Annotated in this window: 12 protein-coding genes; 6 read left to right on the top strand and 6 right to left on the bottom strand. The window is 72.0% G+C overall.

The window, feature by feature from the left end; genetic code table 11:
- The first annotated feature begins 104 nt into the window (after positions 1–104).
- A complete protein-coding gene (locus ABT015_RS03210; protein ID WP_350876208.1) occupies positions 105–1145 on the top strand; it encodes a zinc-dependent alcohol dehydrogenase family protein in 1041 nt (346 codons plus the stop codon).
- Between the two features lie 66 nt (positions 1146–1211).
- Here the strand turns inward: ABT015_RS03210 and ABT015_RS03205 are convergent, their stop codons facing one another.
- Entirely contained in the window at positions 1212–2135 is a 924-nt protein-coding gene (locus ABT015_RS03205; protein WP_350876206.1) for an LLM class flavin-dependent oxidoreductase, read from the bottom strand.
- 575 nt (positions 2136–2710) lie between these two features.
- On the opposite strand from ABT015_RS03205, the gene ABT015_RS03200 reads away from it, so the two are divergent.
- From ABT015_RS03200 to ABT015_RS03185, 4 genes are read left to right on the top strand one after another with little or no spacing between them, the layout of a single operon-like run.
- Positions 2711–4156 (top strand): NAD(P)/FAD-dependent oxidoreductase, encoded by a 1446-nt coding sequence (locus ABT015_RS03200; RefSeq protein ID WP_350876204.1) that lies wholly within the window; start codon positions 2711–2713, stop codon positions 4154–4156.
- A complete protein-coding gene (locus ABT015_RS03195; protein WP_350876202.1) occupies positions 4153–5571 on the top strand; it encodes an aspartate aminotransferase family protein in 1419 nt (472 codons plus the stop codon). The genes ABT015_RS03200 and ABT015_RS03195 overlap by 4 nt, the downstream gene beginning before the upstream one ends.
- The gene (locus ABT015_RS03190) at positions 5568–6005 is read left to right on the top strand and encodes a hypothetical protein (protein WP_350876200.1); all 438 of its coding nucleotides are present in this window, start codon (positions 5568–5570) and stop codon (positions 6003–6005) included. The genes ABT015_RS03195 and ABT015_RS03190 overlap by 4 nt, the downstream gene beginning before the upstream one ends.
- The gene (locus ABT015_RS03185; protein WP_350876198.1) at positions 6002–7480 is read left to right on the top strand and encodes a GMC family oxidoreductase N-terminal domain-containing protein; all 1479 of its coding nucleotides are present in this window, start codon (positions 6002–6004) and stop codon (positions 7478–7480) included. Before ABT015_RS03190 ends, ABT015_RS03185 begins: the two co-directional genes overlap by 4 nt.
- A 347-nt stretch (positions 7481–7827) precedes the next feature.
- Here ABT015_RS03185 and ABT015_RS03180 read toward each other — a convergent pair whose 3' ends face one another.
- Complete coding sequence (locus ABT015_RS03180; RefSeq protein ID WP_350876196.1) at positions 7828–9009, bottom strand: ATP-binding protein; 1182 nt, start codon at positions 9007–9009, stop codon at positions 7828–7830.
- 312 nt (positions 9010–9321) lie between these two features.
- Between ABT015_RS03180 and ABT015_RS03175 the strand changes: the two genes are divergently transcribed.
- Positions 9322–9570 carry a hypothetical protein gene (locus ABT015_RS03175; protein ID WP_350876194.1) on the top strand — a complete coding sequence of 83 codons (249 nt, stop codon included), beginning with the start codon at positions 9322–9324 and terminating at the stop codon, positions 9568–9570.
- 231 nt (positions 9571–9801) lie between these two features.
- On the opposite strand, the gene ABT015_RS03170 is transcribed toward ABT015_RS03175, so the two are convergent.
- The 4 genes from ABT015_RS03170 to ABT015_RS03155 form a co-directional block, all read right to left on the bottom strand.
- Positions 9802–13062: a hypothetical protein gene (locus ABT015_RS03170; protein ID WP_350876192.1), complete on the bottom strand. Its 3261-nt coding sequence runs from the start codon at positions 13060–13062 to the stop codon at positions 9802–9804.
- A gap of 249 nt (positions 13063–13311) precedes the next feature.
- Positions 13312–14055 carry a pyridoxamine 5'-phosphate oxidase family protein gene (locus tag ABT015_RS03165; RefSeq protein ID WP_350876190.1) on the bottom strand — a complete coding sequence of 248 codons (744 nt, stop codon included), beginning with the start codon at positions 14053–14055 and terminating at the stop codon, positions 13312–13314.
- Positions 14052–15464 carry a S10 family serine carboxypeptidase-like protein gene (locus ABT015_RS03160; protein WP_350876188.1) on the bottom strand — a complete coding sequence of 471 codons (1413 nt, stop codon included), beginning with the start codon at positions 15462–15464 and terminating at the stop codon, positions 14052–14054. The genes ABT015_RS03165 and ABT015_RS03160 overlap by 4 nt, the downstream gene beginning before the upstream one ends.
- A 27-nt stretch (positions 15465–15491) precedes the next feature.
- Positions 15492–16133: a phosphatidylserine decarboxylase gene (locus ABT015_RS03155; protein ID WP_350876186.1), complete on the bottom strand. Its 642-nt coding sequence runs from the start codon at positions 16131–16133 to the stop codon at positions 15492–15494.
- Positions 16134–16253: the final 120 nt, after the last annotated feature.

The raw sequence follows: 16253 nt of genomic DNA, 5'->3' as shown, positions 1-16253 counted from the left end.
GGGCGTCCTCCACGACTGTCCGGCGGGGCGACGCAGAGCCCGTGTGCACGGCGGCCCTGCCGGGATGATCCTGAAGACCAGGGGCGGCAACACGCGAGGCGGCGATGGACACCACACACGCAGCACCGGAAGAGACCGAGGCCTGGGTCGTGGCGCAGCCGGGGCCGGTGGGTACGGCACGCCCGGGGCCGTTGGTGTGGGAGCGGCGGCCGCTGTCCGCACCCGGACCGCAGGAGATCCTGGTGGAGGTGGAGGCCTGCGGGGTGTGCCGTACGGACCTGCACCTGGCGGAGGGGGACCTCGCTCCCCGGGTGGCGAGGTGCTCACCGGGGCACGAAGTGGTCGGGCGCGTGCGGGCGGCCGGTCCCGCGGTCGAGGAGTTCACGGTCGGGGACCGCGCCGGGGTGGCCTGGCTGGCCCGGACCTGCGGCAGCTGCGGGTACTGCCGGACGGGGCGGGAGAACCTCTGCCCGGATTCGCGCTACACCGGCTGGGACCGGCACGGCGGCTACGCCCGCCACGTGGTCGCGGACGCCCGTTTCGCCTACCGCCTGCCCGAAGGGCCGCCCGCCGAGGAACTCGCCCCGCTGCTGTGCGCCGGGATCATCGGCTACCGGGCGCTGGAGCGGGCCGAGCTGCCGCCGGGCGGGCTCCTGGGCATCTACGGCTTCGGCGCGTCCGCGCACCTGACCGCCCAGCTCGCCCTCGCCCGGGGCGCGCGGGTGGCCGCGTTCACCCGGGGTGCGGCGGCGCGACGGCTCGCGCTGGAGCTCGGCGCCGAGTTCGCCGGCGACTCGTCCGACCCGCCCCCCGAACCGCTGGACGCCGCCGTCCTGTTCGCCCCGGCCGGCGGCCTGGTGCCGGTCGCCCTCGCGGCGCTGGACCGGGGCGGCGCGCTCGCGGTGGCCGGCATCCACCTCAGCGACATCCCACCACTCGACTACCAGCGGCACCTCTTCCAGGAACGCACGCTGCGCAGCGTCACCGCCAACACCCGGGCCGACGGACGGGCCTACCTGGCCGAGGCCACCCGCACCCGCCCGGTGGTCCACGTGCGCCGCTACCCGCTGCGGCACGCCGACGCGGCCCTCGGCGACCTCACCGCGGGCCGCGTGACCGGAGTCGCGGTGCTCGTCCCGGAGTAGGCGACGGCGGACCGGGCCCCGTCGGCTGTCCGGCAGTTCGCCCGCCGAATACGGGCGGCAGGGGGGTCACGGACGACCACCGGAGGAAGCGGTTCCGACGGGATCGGCTCCCGAATCGGCGGGGACAGGGGGTCCGGATTCGATCCGAGCGCGGACGAGTTCGACCGGGCCCCGGAACCAGCCCAGTTTCTCCACCCACCAGGTGAGGCCGGCCGCCCGGTACGGGGCGACGACCCTGGCGTCGGTGTTCCGCTGGAACCCGGATGTCTGGCCCTCCATGACGACATCGAACGACTCGTTCTGGACGGCCTGTTGGGCGCGGACGTAGGAGACCACGGCTTCCAGGTCTGCAGGAGGCATCATCTGGGTGTGGCCCACCCCCGCCCGGGTGGGGAAGACGCCGTCCCAGTGCGCGGCCCGCCGCATGGGGCGTCGCGAGGGCCAGGTGCCGGCGATCCACACCGGGATGCGAGGACGTTGCGGGCTCACCGGCTGGAAGGCGAGGTCCGTGACCGTGAACCAGCGGCCGTGGAAGGTGAACGGCCGGCCCGCCCACAGCCCGTCGAGGACGTGGAGGGCTTCGTCCAGTTTCTCCGCACGCACCCGTGGGTCCGGATCATGGCCCAGCGCCTGGAACTCGGCGGCGGAGGAACCCAGGCCGGCGCCGAAGATCAGCCGTCCGCCACTGAGAAGGTCCAGCGCGACGGTCGCGCGGGCGACTTCGGCAGGACGCTTGAGGGCGAGCACGCTCACCATGACGCCGAGTCGCAGGCGCGACGTGTCGGCGGCGATCGCGGCAAGGGTGGTCCACGAATCGGTGACGTGCTCGTCCGGGTGTTCCGCGACCTGGCCGTCCCAGAGGAAGAAGCCGTCCCAGCCGGATTGCTCTGCCAGCACTCCCAGTTCGCGGAGCAGGCGGGGATCCGCGTACTCGCGCCTGTTGGGCAGTCCGACGGCGTATCGCAGCGGCTGCTGTGGCGTGGCGTCCATCGGCTGTCGCCTTCCTGGTCGGACACGACGGTCGCTGACGCAACCGGTTCCAGCCTCGATGATGTCGGCGGCGCGACGACCGGGGCAACCGGAACGGCGCCGCTCCGGTCACCCGGCCAGGTGACCGGAGACAGGCGGGCGGACGCCCTCCGACGCCGTGGCCGCCCGCTGTCCCGGCGTCGGAGGGGCGTCGGAGGGGCGTCGGAGGGGCGTCCGCCCAGGCAGTCACACGGGCACGGATCAGTAGTCGGATTTCCATGACGCGCAGCAGGTCAGCGGTCCCTCCACAGGCGGAGAGCCAGGCGCGGTGCTACGGTCCACTGGGAGCCTGAACCGCCGGCGGCGGTTCCGATGCCCTCCCCGCGTGGCGGCGTCTCCTTCGGCCGGACGGCACGCCACCCTCCCCGACATCAGCGATCAACCGGAGTCCCTCGGCCGCTGCGGGCTACGGCGGGGCGGAGGACGCCTCCGATGCCGGCGAGGCCTGGCCCGCGCCGCCCAGACCTTCCACACCCACCTCCCACACCCATCGCCTTCGGACGGAACAGCGCCGGAGGATTCGAAAGGGAGCAGCGATGTCCGAGAACAGCGCGGCCCCGGCGCCCGGCGACGAGGTCCTGGTGATCGGCGGCGGGTTCACCGGCCTGGCCGCCGCCCACGAGCTCGCCCTGGCCGGGGTGGCCTGCCGGGTGCTGGAGCGTGAGCCGTACGTCGGCGGCCTGGCAGGGTCGTTCGAGGTCGGGGGAGCCCGGCTCGAACGCTTCTACCACCACTGGTTCTCCTCCGATCTGGAGGTCCAGGGGCTGTGCGCGGAACTCGGCTGCTCCCACCTGCTGCAGCCGCACCGGACCCGGACCGGCGTCTACTACGCGAACTCCGTGTACCGGTTGTCGAGCCCGTGGGACGTGCTGCGTTTCGCCCCCCTCCCGCTGCCCGACCGGGTCCGGCTGGGCTGGTCCGCGGTGCGCGCCCACCAGGTGAAGCACTGGCGGGACCTGGAGGACCTCACGGCCCGCGAGTGGCTGTTGGAGCTGAGCGGGCCACAGGTCTACGAGACGGTCTGGCGTCCGCTGCTGGAAGGCAAGTTCGGCCAGTACGCGACCGAGGTCGGCGCCACCTGGATGTGGACCAAGCTCCACCTGCGCGGTGGCAGCCGGTCACACAGCGGCCGCGAGGTCCTCTACTACCTGCGGGGCGGCTGCGCCGCCCTGCTGGACGCGTGGGTCTCGCGCCTTTCCGAACTGGGAGTCCGGATCTGCACGAGCACCCCGGTACGGCAGGTTCTGACCGACGCCCACGGGGTGTGCGGGGTCCGCACCGGGAGCGACGTACTGCCCGCACGGCGGGTCCTGGCCACCACGGCACCGGACCTGCTCGCCGGCTTCCTCTCCCCTGCCGCCGGACCACCGCCCCATCCGAACGTGCCCGCCGTCCGCCGGCGACTGTCCGACATCCCCTACCTCGCCAATCTGTGCCTGGTGCTGCAGAACGACCGGTCCCTGTCGGACACCTACTGGCTCAACGTCACCGACCCGTCGTTCCCCTACGTCGGCGTCATCGAGCACACCAACCTGGAGGCTTCCGACGCCTACGCCGGGCGCCATCTGGTCTACCTGTCCGCCTACCTTCCGACCAGCGCCGAGCTGTACCGGATGGACGACGACGCGGTGTTCCACGCCAGCCTTCCGCACCTGAGCCGGATGTTCCCGCAGTTCCACCGCGACTGGGTCCGGCGCTACCACGTCTGGCGGGCCGATCACGCCCAACCGGTCATCACCCCGCACTACTCCGACCGCATCCCGGCGATGGAGACCGATGTGCCGGGGCTCTACCTGGCCAGCATGGCCCAGGTCTACCCCCAGGACCGGGGCACCAACTACGCCATGCGGCAGGGGCGACACGTCGGCCGCCTGATCGCCGACCGGATGCGCACCGCCCACCGCACCGCCCCCGACCCACGGCTTCCCGACGCCGGGCACGGCACGGGTCCGCAGTCCGGCCCCGAGGAGGGGACGTCATGAACTCCCTGATCAGCATCGAGGATTGCGAGCGGATGCCCATCGCGCGGGTGCACGAGCTCTACCATCGCCATGTCAGCCGGGGCCAGGTGACGCTGCTCTCCGCCTTCGGATTCGGCCGCGATGTCGTGGACAGCGCCTCGGGTTGCTGGATCACCCTGCGCGACGGGCGGCGGGTCCTGGACTTCACCGGCGGGATCGGCGTCCTGAACCACGGCCACAACCACCCCCGCATCCTGGCCGCCCGCCGGCGCTTCCAGGAACTGCAGCGCATGGAGGTGCACAAGAACTACTTCTCCCCGTACGTCGCCGCACTCGGACACAACCTGGCCCAGCTGCTGCCCGCGGACCTCGACGTCAGCTACTTCCCCAACTCGGGCGCGGAGGCCGTCGAGGGCGCCCTCAAGATGGCCTACAAGTACCACCGCGGCCGTCGCGGCACCGTCCTGCACACCGACATCGCCTTCCACGGCAAGCTGCTCGGCGCCGGAAGCCTGACCACCTCGCCGGAGGTGCACTTCAGCTTCCCCAGGATCCCCGGCACGGACGGTTTCGCCTTCGACGACCTTCCCTCCCTCGAACTGGCCCTGGAGCGGCACACCACGCCCGAGGGCGAGAGCGACGTCTACGCGTTGGTCCTGGAACCCTTCAGCGCTTCCAGTCTCCGCGAGTGCTCGGAGGAGTTCCTGCGCGAGGCGCGCCGGCTGTGCACCGAGCACGACATCGTCCTGATCTTCGACGAGGTCTACACCTCCTGGGGCAAGACCGGTTCACTCTTCCACTTCATGCGCCACCCCGGCCTGGTCCCGGACGTGGTGACCACCTCCAAGTCCTTCGGCGGCGGCAAGGCGTCCATCTCCGGCTACGTGGCCAGGGAGCCCGTCTTCCGCCGAGCCTATGACTCGCTCCCCGACGCCACCCTGCACAGCACCACCTACTACGGATTCGGGGAGGAGACGGTCACCGCGCTGGAGGCCGTCGCGATCGCGGTCGAGGACGACTACCCCGCCAGAGCCCGCCGCCTCGGCGAGCGGCTGAGCCGCGGCCTCGCTGCCCTCGCCGCCGCCCACCCGCAGCTGATCGCGGAGGTGCGCGGCGCCGGTGCCCTCCAGGGCGTCGTCCTGCGCCACGGTCCGGCCGGCCTCGGCCACGCGCTGCGCCTGCTGCCGTCCTCCTTCGCGCGCGACCCGCAGGCCGGCGCCAAGCTGGCCACCGCTGCCGTGGTCGCCGCCCTCTACCGCGACCACGGTGTGCTCACCTACTACGGCTCCAACCACGACCTCCCCCTGATCGCCGCGCCTCCGCTGGTGGCCGAGGACTCCGACGTCGACCTCTTCCTGGAGGCCCTGGACGCGGTACTGGCCAAGGGGATGCCCCGTCTCCTGGCGGGCCTGGTCAGGGAGAAGGTCACCGCATGAGCTCCCCGGCGGCCCGTCCGGCCCCGCCCGCCGAAGGGTCCCGTACCGCGCGGGAGCACCGTCGCCTGCGGGTCTGGGAACGGCGCGTACACTCCGCCGGGCTCCCGCCGCTCTGGGCGGGCCGCTGCACGGCCCTGTCCGAACCGTCCCGCCAGGCCGCCGCGGTCCGGCACACGGCCGCCACCTTCGCCGCCCTCCCGAAGCCGTACCGCCTGGTGTTCGCCCTGCTGATGCGGGCGTTCCCGGTCGCCGTTGTCCTCGCGGACCCGACGGGCCCGCTCCGGGGCACCTCGGACCGGGCCCGTCCGCAACGGGTCGCCGACCGGCTGTCCACGGTGCCCGGCTGCGCCGAACTGCTCAGGGTGAGCCTCGCGCTGGCCCTGCACGGCGCCCTGGACGGACCCTCCACCACGCCCCGGCAGGAGCCCCTGTGAGCAGCACAGTCCGCACCGTCCGCTGCGACGCCCTGGTGATCGGCTCGGGAGCCGGAGGCGGCACCGCCGCCCTGGAACTCGCCGGCGCGGGCCGGGAGGTCCGCGTCCTCGAGGAGGGCCCGCTCGTCCCGCAGGCGCGGATCACCCGGGCGTCCCCGGCGGAGAACCTGCGCCTGCTCTACCGCCAGGGCGGTCTGGTGCCCATCCACGGCGCGCCCACCATCCCCTTCGGGGAGGGGCGTTGCGTCGGGGGAACCACCGTGGTCAACGGAGGGCTGCTCTGGCCTCCTTCCGAACACCTGCTGGAGTGCTGGGCGTCCGCGGGCGTCGACGGCTTCCGGGCCCACCACCTCGCCCCCCACCTGGCCGAGGTGGAGCGGCGCCTCGGTGTCATCGACCAGCCGCCCGGGCGGGGAAACCGCGACTCGGTGCTGCTCGCCCAGGCGGCCGACCGACTCGGCTGGCGCTGGGCACCGGCCCGCCGGGCGGTACGAGACTGCCGGCACGCCAACCGGTGCGTCACCGGCTGCCCCACCGGGGCCAAACAGAGCATGCTGGTGAGCTACCTGCCCGCCGCCGAACGGCTCGCAGCGGTCGTCGAGCCCGACACCCGGGTCGTCCGGCTCGAACACGACGGCACCCGGGTCACGGTCGTACACGCCCTGCGCGACGGCCGACGACTGCGCTACCTCCCGCAGACGGTGTTCCTGGCCGCTGGCCCGATCGGAAGCGCGCTGCTGCTGCGGCGCAGCGCCATCGGCGGACGCGGCCCGGGCCGGGCCATCGCGTTCCACGTCAACTTCCGCACAGTGGCGCGATTCAGCGAATCCGTCCGCGCCACCGAGGGCACCATCTTCACCGCGCAACTGCAGGAGTTCGCCGACCGGGGTGTGCGGGTGATGCCCGCGAACCTCACTCCGGGGTCGCTCGCCGCGGCGCTGGCCGCCCACCCCGCCGGGACCGTCGACCGGATGCTGGCCCAGCTGGACCGGATCGCGGTCTACACGACCCAGGTGAGCGTCCAGGGCACCGCACGGCTGCTGGCGGTACCCGGGCTCGGCGCGGTCCTGCGGCACCGCCTGACCGGCAGCGACCGGGACCTCCTCCGCTCCGCCTTCCGGCACACCGCCGAGCTCCTTATGGAGGCCGGCGCGGTCGAACTGCTGCCGCCCGCACCCGTCAGCCTGACCACCGCCGCGCAGGCGGCCGACTTCGCGCTGCACGGCCGGCCCGAGAGCTGGGACCTGATCTCCGTCCACGCCATGGCGTCCTGCCGGATGGGCCCACCCGCCCTGGGCGGAGTGTGCGACGCCCAGGGACGCCCGCACGGCTTCACGAACCTGCGGCTGTGCGACGCGAGCGTCCTGCCGGGCGCCACCGGCATCAGCCCGCAGGAGACCATCATGGGCTTCTCCCACCTGATCACGGCCCGGTACCTGGAGCAGCCCCCCGGCCATCGGCCCGAGGGCACCTGAGCGGCCGTGGTCGGACCGCCTACGAGCGACGCGAGGGGCCTGACGTTCTCGTCCGACAAGGCCGTCGACGTGCCGGACGAATCCCCGACCGGCTCGCCGAGCGTGCGGGTGCTCGCCGTCACCGAGCCCGGCCCCACTGCCGGCCCCTCGGCCGCAGTGGGGCCGGAGCCCACGGCAGGTACTGCACAGAACTCTTGCGGGTTGCCGCCCTGGCCGGCGTCGCGGCGCAGGAGATCGCCCTCACTCGATGCGACACGGAGCAGCCCTGGCCTCAGGCCTCCACGCCGTAGTACTGCGCGAGGAAGCCGATCACGTCGTCCGCGTGCGGGAGCAGCTCCGGCAGGGTTCTAACGGTCGTCGCAACACCTCAGCTCAAGGGGTGCGATGGACTTCGAGATCCGGGCGAGGACGGCGGCCGCCTGCGCCGGGTTGGCGCGGAGCCAGGCGGCCAGGTGCTCTCGGACGGCCTCGGCTACGCAGGCGCGGACCGGTCCGTTGCCCAGTCTGTCGCGGATGGCCCCCAAGAACTCGGGGCGATCGAGCTTCACCGACACGACCGCCGTCAGGCCCGCGCCGAGCTGGGCGGGGGTGAGGTCGAGGTCGGACGGCGTGAGCAACTGCCGCTCGCGGGCGTGGGCGTTGAGCGCGGCCGCCAGGCCGTCGCGGAAGCCGAGCTCGTGCGTGCCGCCGCCGGTGGTCGGCCGGCTGTTGGCGTAGCTTGCGACCCGCTCCTCGCGTGAGTCGCACCAACGGAAGGCCACCTCGACAGCCCCCTCCATTTCGGAGTACTCGCGCTCGAAGCCGATCACGTCCGGGTGGAGGGGGTCGGCGCCCTGCTCGGCGATGTGGTCCCTCGGTCCGCCCGGGAACCGGAAGCGGACGGCCCGGGGCGCCGCGGGGTCGCGGTCATCGGCCAGGGTGATGTCCAAGTCCCGGTTCAGGAAGGCCAGTTCACCGAAGCGCTCGGCCAGCGTGTCGAACGAGAACTCCAGTGTCTCGAAGATCTCGGCATCGGGACGAAAGGTGATCGTCGTCCCACTGCCGTCGGCCGGTCCAGTGCGGGTGGGCGTCGCGACAGCTACGCCTCGCTCGTACTCCAGCACCCAGCGGGCGCCGTCGCGCCGCACCTCGGCCGTCAGACGGCCCGACAGTGCGTTGACGGCAGCCAGTCCCACGCCGAAGTAGCCGCCGGACAGCGAGCGCCGATTGGCCGGCTGCGCCCCGCAGGAGAGCACGGTCAACCGGGCCTCCACCGCAGGGCCGTCGCTGTGGCCGGCGTGCTCGACCGGCAGGCCCGTGCCGTCGTCGGCGACGCGGACGCGACCGTCGGCGGTGAGGGTGATCTCCACACGGCCGGCGGTGCCACTGAGGATCTCGTCCAACGCCCGCTCGGCGGCCTCGAACACCATGTAGTGCAGGCCGCGTTCACCGACCGATCCGATGTACATCCCGGGCCGCTTGCGAACGGCCTCCAGTCCCTCGAGAACCACGATCTTGCCGGCGTCGTACGCGTTTGATTCCTCGCTCATGATGCCCCTTCCGAAGGTGCCCGACAAAGCTCCCCCAGCCTAGGAGATTTCCGAGAAAACACCAGGTCAGAGCCAGTTCGACGAGGTCGCGGACGGGCTCCTGAGGGGCAATCACGAGCGCCCGGCCGGGACGGCTGCGCACTACCGGCGCAATCCGGCCACGGCCCCCTGAGGGGCGCCTGCGGCACCGTTCCGGGCGACCGCGGGGCCACGAGTTCCAAGAATTCCCACGTCGCCCCGGGCGTACAGCGTCTGCCGCTGTCAGACGGGACGCCGAGATGGTGTCAGCGGCCTGTCGTGCAGTCGCCACCTGTGACAACGACCCTGATGACGTACGCGGGCACCACGGATCCCGACGCGCCGACCACCCGCACCGGCGGCGTGCCGCAGTGCGCCACCTGCAACGGACCGATGCACGTCGTCCAGCTCAAGAAAGGACGGGACCACGCCACAGCGATGAACTTCGGCGGTCGCGGCGAGGCCTACGCCTTCGCGTGCGAGCCCTGCGCACAAGCCGTGTTCATGTGGCGATCTGGAGAACCACTGGGGACCCCCACCTGAGCGTCCAGCCTGGTACGGCGAGATCGCCGAGGGCTGCTGGGAGGTAGACGAGTCCGGCATCCAATCGGGCGTTCTGCTGCTGTGGGGAAGCGACGAACACGGTAGCCCGGACTTCTTCCGCGCGGTCGAGGGCGACCCCACCGAGTGGCGGATCACCATCAGCAGTGACCGGGAACTCCGGCTCGACCCCAAGCGCGTCCGGGCCGGGCCGTAAACCCCCGCAGGCCCCGCTCACGCTGAATCGGTGAAGACCGCCAGCGCAGCGTCACGGACGTCCGGCTGGAGATGGCGGCGCAGCGTGTGCAGCACGTCCCGCCAGGCAGTGGGCCAGTCGAGCTGTGCCCCGGTCGTCGTCAGGGTGACGGCGAACAGGCCGGGAGCGAGTCCGTCGTCGGCGGCCAGTCGGCGGGCGGCCTCCAGAGCATGTTCGGGAGCCTCCCGTCGTCCGCATCCGTACTGGCTCAGCAACCCGGCGGTGACCACCGCCAGCGCCGGACGGTCGGCGACCAGGACGGCCAGCTCGGCGAGGCGCTCGCCCAGGTCGGGCGCGTCCTGGTCGAGCGCCGCGACCAGTCGGCGGGTGGCCTCGGGAAGCAGGGCGGGCTCGGTGAGCAGGAGTGAGGCGACCGCGCGCTGGGTGGCTCGGAAGGATTCCGCCGGGGCGCTCGAGTTCCAGAACGAGCCCACGAGCGCGGCGATCCGCCGCCGGGCCGGCTGGTCGCGGCCGGGGAGAGCCGGTTCCCCGGCGTGCACGATCCCGATCAGTGTGGTCAGGGTGTCCGCCAGGACGCTGCCCGGTGCGCAGCCGCCGAGCGGGTGCGGGGCGTCCGACAGCGCCACCCCGGTCACTACCCGGGCGGCTCCCTCCCAGCGGTCCCGCTCGGCGAGGTCGGTGACCAGAGGGGTGAGGGCCCGCACGGCCTCCGGCGCGTACCGGCCCCAGGAGACGAGTTGTCCGCGCGCGGGTGCGGCGACCAAGTGTTCGTCGTCGAGCGACAGCCGGGCCATCAGGCCGGCGAACGCGGGGCGGTGTTCGACGGGTACCTCGTGCGCGCGGAGGTGCCGGACGACCGTCGACCGCAGCTCCGACGGTCCGTCGGCCGTGTCGGTGAGCACGTCCCACAGCGGCAGGTCGGCGATCCGCTCGCTGATCGTCGCCAGCACGGTGGCGCGGACGTCCTGGTGCTGCTCGGGCGCGGCGAACGCCTCACGCAGCAGGGCGGCCGCGTCGGCGAGAACCAGGTGTTCGGCGGCGAGCCGGACGGCCTGCTTGCGGCTGGTCACCTTCACCCCCGGTTCGAGCGCGATCCGGCGTAGTTCCGGACCGAGTTCGGTGCTCCGCGTGAACCAGGCGGCGCGGCCCGCCGCGTACAGGGCGACCCGGGCCCGGTCGTCGGCCGCGTGGGACAGCAACTCGGGCAGCACCTCGGCGGGGCGCTCGGTCCGGGGCAGTGCGGCGAGCGCGGCCTCGGCGAGGACGATCTCGGCGGATTCCGCGTACCGTCGCAACAGCGCCTCGCCGTGGACGGGGACCGAGGCGGCGGCCCGTAGGGCGGCGGCGCGCTCGCTCAGGCCCAGGGTGAGGTCACCGACCGTGCGGGCGAGCTGTTCGACGGCCGCGTGCTGTTGCGCGGGGAGCCAGCGGTCGGCCTTGACGAGGTCGGCCGCGGTCAGGGCAGTGGTGAGCAGGGGGCCGAGCAGGTCGGTGCGGACCGTGGTCAGTACGGCCCGCACCGGGGCCAGGGTGATGGCCGACGGCCTCAGGGCGAGCAGCCGAGCCACGCGTCCGGAGCCGGTGGCGGGGGCGCGCAGCAGCTGTGTGGCGGCCCGTTCGACGGCACGGTCGCTGCCCGAGTGCAGGACCTGCTCCAGGAGTTCGGCGAGGGCGGGGGCGCGTCGTGACCGGGCGCCGAGCGTCTCGGCCAGTGCGAGCAGCAGTGCGGCGTCCCGGGACCGTGCCGAGCGTTCCAGGGCGGCCCTCAGCTCGTCGACCGCCGCGTTTTCGCGCCGTGCGGGGAGGGTGAGGCCCACGCCGCCGGTCCGCTCGACGGTGCGGACGGCCCAGGCGAGCAGTTCGCGGGCGGGGCCGCCCGCGTGCTCGCCGAGGACGCGTCCGGCGAGGCGGACGAGCGCGGCCCGAGTGCCTGCCGAACAGTCCCGGGCCGTCAGGGCGTCGCCGGTCAGCCGCTCCAGCAGCCCGGCGGTGGCGTCGCCGAAGAGCCTCGGCGGCACCGCCGCGACCGCGTCCAGCGCCTCATGCCGGACCGGGTCCTGCTCGTTGCGCAGTCCCGTGAGCAGTTCGAGCGCCTCGGGCAGGGCGCCTGGCTCCCCGGAGAGCACGGCGTGGTGGACCAGCTGTGCCCAGGCCCAGCCCCGGTCCCAGGCGTCGGCCACGCGGGTTTCGGCCAGCAACCTCGGCCGTGCCTCGGCGACCGGCAGCAGGACGAGCGGGACGACGTCCTGGCTGTCCGCTGCCAGCTGGGCCCGCGCCCGCACGTGCCGCTCCTTCGCGGGCAGCACGGCGAGGACTTCGACGGAGTAGCGGTACGGGCCGGGCAGCGCCGCCACCTCGTCGTAGAAGGCGGGCCGCCGGGCCGGGGGCATCTGCCGCAGCAGCGCCAGGTGGGTCTTGTCGTGGCGGTGCGCGAGCGCGGCGAGACCGTCCGGCCGGGCCGCGACCAGCCGGCGGGCCACGTTGACGCGCAGCGGCGGCTCGTGGCGGTGCCGGTCGATCGCGAGCAGCAGGCGGACGGTCCGCCCGGCGGAGACGGCGGCGAGGTCGGCGAGCCGGTCGTGCAGCGGGGCGGGGAGGGCCCGTACGGGGTGGCGCTCCAGCAGCTCCAGCACCCGGGCCGGTTCGCGGGTGGCGGCGGCTGCCAGTCCGAGGGCGTGCCGTTCCCAGAACGCCTGCCGCAACCCGTACGGCAGGTCGGCGAGTCGGTGCTCGGCCTCGTCCAGCACGGCGGCCGGGTGGCGACGCCCGAGCGAGGTGGAGAAGGTGATCGCGTGTGCCAGCGTGGGCAGTTCAGCAGCGACGACCTCGGCGGAGCAGACCGGCAGCAGCCGGGCCGCCTCGGCGGCGCCCCAGCGTATGCGGATGACGGGCACCAACCGCTCAGCCACCGCTGTGCGTCCGGCCCGCAGGATCGCACGGGTCAATTCGCTGCGGACCGCCCTCGGGGCGGTGAGCATCGTGGATTCGAGGTCGTCGCCGGGGAAGGGCAGCTCCCCGATCGCTCGGTGCGCGTAGCGACGCACCACCAGGTCGGGATCGTCGATCCGGTCGATCAGATGGCGCGCCTGCCGCCCGGCGAGGGCGGCCAGCGCGGCGAGCCGACGCTCGTACGGGCCACGGCCGTCCAGCTCGGCGAGCAGGCCCAGCAGGTCGGAGGAGGCGAGGGCGGCGGCGGTGCGAGCCACCTCGCGCAGCCGGAGCGAATGGGGCAGTGGTTCGACGGCGGCGAGCAGCCGGTCGGCAATCAGTCGAGGCATCGGCGACGATTGTGCCCGGCGGATGCGGCAAGGGCACCCGAATATTCGCGGTGGTGCGTTTGCCGGCGGCACAACCCGGTTCGAGAAGGTCGTTCTTCGAGCCGCATGAGCCCGGGGACTACGGCCGCTCAAGCAGGCCGAGGTCCACGAGGCCCATGCCCGGCTCGTGGTCCGCCTGGCCCTCCGCCCGCCGGACGAGGCGTTCTCCGCCACGCTGGACAGTCGGCCGGACCTGCTCCGGATGAACCCCTAGGTGGTCCTGCCGATGAGCCGCTGGACGGAGTCCGGCGGGGCGGCCTGCTTGTCCTTGACGTGGGAGTCGGGGATCGCCGGCCCGTAGACCTGGCGCATGGGGAGCACACCGCCCCAGGCGTTGCCGTGGTCCCAGTCCCGGTCCTCCTGGTTCTCGTGCTCCGGCTCGGCGGCGTGGTGCCGCTTGAGGCGCACCACCGTCGTGTTCTCCGTCAGGCTGATGGAGAGGACCCCGACGGTGGGGGTGTGCTGCTTGTCCGAGTCCAGTTCGCTGGCCTTGCCGCCCTTGCCGTCCTTGATCGGGCGCAGCTCGGGCCACCGGCCCGGGATGACCTGATTGCTGAGCGCCTCGAACGCCTTCGCCCGGTCCGCCGGATCGACCGTCCGGGCGATGCCGTCCACCACCACGGAGCGGTAGTTGAGGGAGGTGCTGATCGCCGCCCGTCCGACGAGCAGGCCGTCGAGCACGGTGACGGCCAGGCATACGTGGACCCAGGCGTCGTTCCACAGCTGCCGAAGTGAGGGCGACAGCTCGGTCTGCGGCGGCCAGTAGACGGAGCCGTGCAGATAGAGGCGCCGCTCGTCCCCCTCCTCGTGGTAGGCGTAGACCATGGGCACGCACCTCGGCCCGCCCGTTTCGGGGTCGACGTGGGCGAGGGTGCAGACGTAGGCCTGTTTGAGGACGGCTGTGGCCGCCGCCAGGTCGGCCGTCTCCTTCGTCCTCTTGAGGTGGCCGCTCATCCGGTCTCCTTCTCGGCGTCCTCCTGGGCCTTGGCCAGGATGGCCTGGGCTGCGCGCTCGGGGTCCTGGCCGTGGAAGGGGCGGTCGAACAGCCAGTTGTAGAGCAACTCCCGGCAGATCTGCGGCTGGTAGGCCGGCACTTCGTGCCCGGAGTCGGGCACCGCGACCTGGGTGACGTTGTTCAGGGTGCGGACGAAGCCCTTCGGGTGGCCCTGCGCCTGCTTCCAGATCAGCCGCGGGGCCTTCTGCCAGCCGTCCTTCATGATCTGGTCGAGGATCTCCTCGGTGCTCTGGTACCCGCAGGCGGTGTCGAAGTCCCCGGTGTAGAGCAGGACCTTGTAGTTCTCCTTCGCGTGGATGAGTTCGGTGTACACCTGCGAGGCATCCGCCATGTTGTCGGCCTTCAGCGCGATGGCCACCGGACCGGAGTTGTCCTCGGACTTCCACTCGTGGTCGACGTGCAGGGCCTCCTTGACGGCGGCGCTGTTGAGGTAGGAGCCCAGTGCACCCGCGGACAGGTCCTCCCAGCGCCGTACGTCGTAGACGTCGAAGTCGCCTCCGTAGGCGAGGATCGCGTTGACCAGGCCGTTTCCGAGATCGGTGGCCTCCTTCATCCTGCCGCCGCTGATGGCGTCCTGGAAGTGCTTGTACGAGGATTCCAGGATGTCCTTCTGGCCCTTGCCGAGGAATCCGGACGCGTAGGCGTAGTCGATCATGACGCGGATCGAGAGTGCCAGGGTGATCCAGCCGTTGCCTACGGAGATCCCCTTCAGATTGACGTGCGTTCCGGGCCTTGCGAGGTTCTTCTGCTGGATCTTTTGGGCGATGTACGGCACGTACTTGCCCGCGTAGCTCTCACCGCAGACGTAGAGGGGGCACTGCTGGTACTCCGGGTACGTTTCGAGGAACTGAACCAGCGCCCGGTGGAAGATCTCGCTGAGTTCGTCCTCGTCCTTGACGTACGTTTCCGGCTTCTTGCAGTAGCTGTATCCCGCGCCGACCGGCTGGTCCCAGTAGATGACGTGGGCTTCCTGGTTCCAGGAGTCGGGGCTGACCGAAATGGTCCCGGCAGCGTCGTCACCGATGCGCAGCGGCCCGTTCTCCAGGAACAGCCCCAGGAGCGACGACGCGCCGGGACCGCCGTTGAGCCAGATCAGCAGAGGGGTCTTCTCGATCAGGTCCTTCTGCTTGCCGGCGTCGACGTGGGGGTCGCAGGTCTGGCTCTCGAAGAACCAGTAAAACAAGCGACTGCTTTCGGTGCCGGGGCCGTCGACGTCCGCGTACCCGGCGTAGGAACGGACCGCCTTCGGGACTCCTTCGTCCTCCTTCTTCTCGGGGTCGGGATAGAAGTGGATCGTCTGGGTGTTGAAGGCGTTCGCCGGGATCGCGTAAACGGGCTGACGAAGCATGGTTCACTTTCCGTTTCGGGAGGGAGGTCAGGACGTCGGCGCAACGCGCCCGGGCAGCGGGCGGACGTAGCGCTCGAAGTGGCGCTCGGTGTGCGCGACCTCTTGGAGGACCCCGATCCGCTGGCCCAGGAGGAGCTGGAGTGCGGGGAACCGCTTCTCTTCGAACAGCAGGATGTTCAGTGAACCGCCGTACTGGAAGTAGCCGATCTCGTCGCCCTTCTTCACGCCGACCGGGTCCGACTCCGCCGTGATGTTGCGGAACGGATCGAGGAACCTCACGGAGCCGATCGAGTTGAGGCCGACGGGCACCAGGGCGACATAGCCTTCGCCGTCCGGTTCCCCGAGGTGGTCCACGTAGGGCGTCTTGATGATGGCGTATCCGCGGCGGAAGTCCTCGAACAGGCTGTAGTCGTACCCGTAGCCGACGTTCCCCTTGTTGAGCAGGTCGGGGAAGTCCCGAATCCCGTAGTAGACGCCGCCGACGTCGTCGCGGGCTTCGACCACCTCGCCGCCGACCGGGGCGTGGTAGCGGTGGTAGGTGTCAGGCATGAGGATGCACGACACGGCCGTGCCGCCGATGAACTTCTCGGCGTACTCGGAGCCGTCGAGCAGCCGGCTGACACTCATGGTCACGGCCGCCTTGATCGGGAGCCAACCGTTCCTTTGCACAGACTCCGCTACGCCACCGCAGAGTTGCCGGAGCTGCTCGTCCAGCTCGCGGGCGGACCGGGCGCGTTGCGCTGTCGCGACGAATAGTGCGTGTCGCAAGCACCGCGTTCCCCCAAGGGG

Origin of the sequence: Kitasatospora sp. NPDC094016, assembly GCF_040304045.1 — a bacterium.
Taxonomy (GTDB): domain Bacteria; phylum Actinomycetota; class Actinomycetes; order Streptomycetales; family Streptomycetaceae; genus Kitasatospora.
Note: the sequence above shows the minus strand (reverse complement) of the source record. Positions and strands in the feature narration are given on the sequence as shown.

Coding starts and splice junctions, on each gene's coding strand:
- ABT015_RS03210 (WP_350876208.1), top strand. CDS start 105: ATGGACACCACACACGCAGCACCGGAAGAGACCGAGGCCTGGGTCGTG.
- ABT015_RS03205 (WP_350876206.1), bottom strand. CDS start 2,135: ATGGACGCCACGCCACAGCAGCCGCTGCGATACGCCGTCGGACTGCCC.
- ABT015_RS03200 (WP_350876204.1), top strand. CDS start 2,711: ATGTCCGAGAACAGCGCGGCCCCGGCGCCCGGCGACGAGGTCCTGGTG.
- ABT015_RS03195 (WP_350876202.1), top strand. CDS start 4,153: ATGAACTCCCTGATCAGCATCGAGGATTGCGAGCGGATGCCCATCGCG.
- ABT015_RS03190 (WP_350876200.1), top strand. CDS start 5,568: ATGAGCTCCCCGGCGGCCCGTCCGGCCCCGCCCGCCGAAGGGTCCCGT.
- ABT015_RS03180 (WP_350876196.1), bottom strand. CDS start 9,009: ATGAGCGAGGAATCAAACGCGTACGACGCCGGCAAGATCGTGGTTCTC.
- ABT015_RS03170 (WP_350876192.1), bottom strand. CDS start 13,062: ATGCCTCGACTGATTGCCGACCGGCTGCTCGCCGCCGTCGAACCACTG.
- ABT015_RS03165 (WP_350876190.1), bottom strand. CDS start 14,055: ATGAGCGGCCACCTCAAGAGGACGAAGGAGACGGCCGACCTGGCGGCG.
- ABT015_RS03160 (WP_350876188.1), bottom strand. CDS start 15,464: ATGCTTCGTCAGCCCGTTTACGCGATCCCGGCGAACGCCTTCAACACC.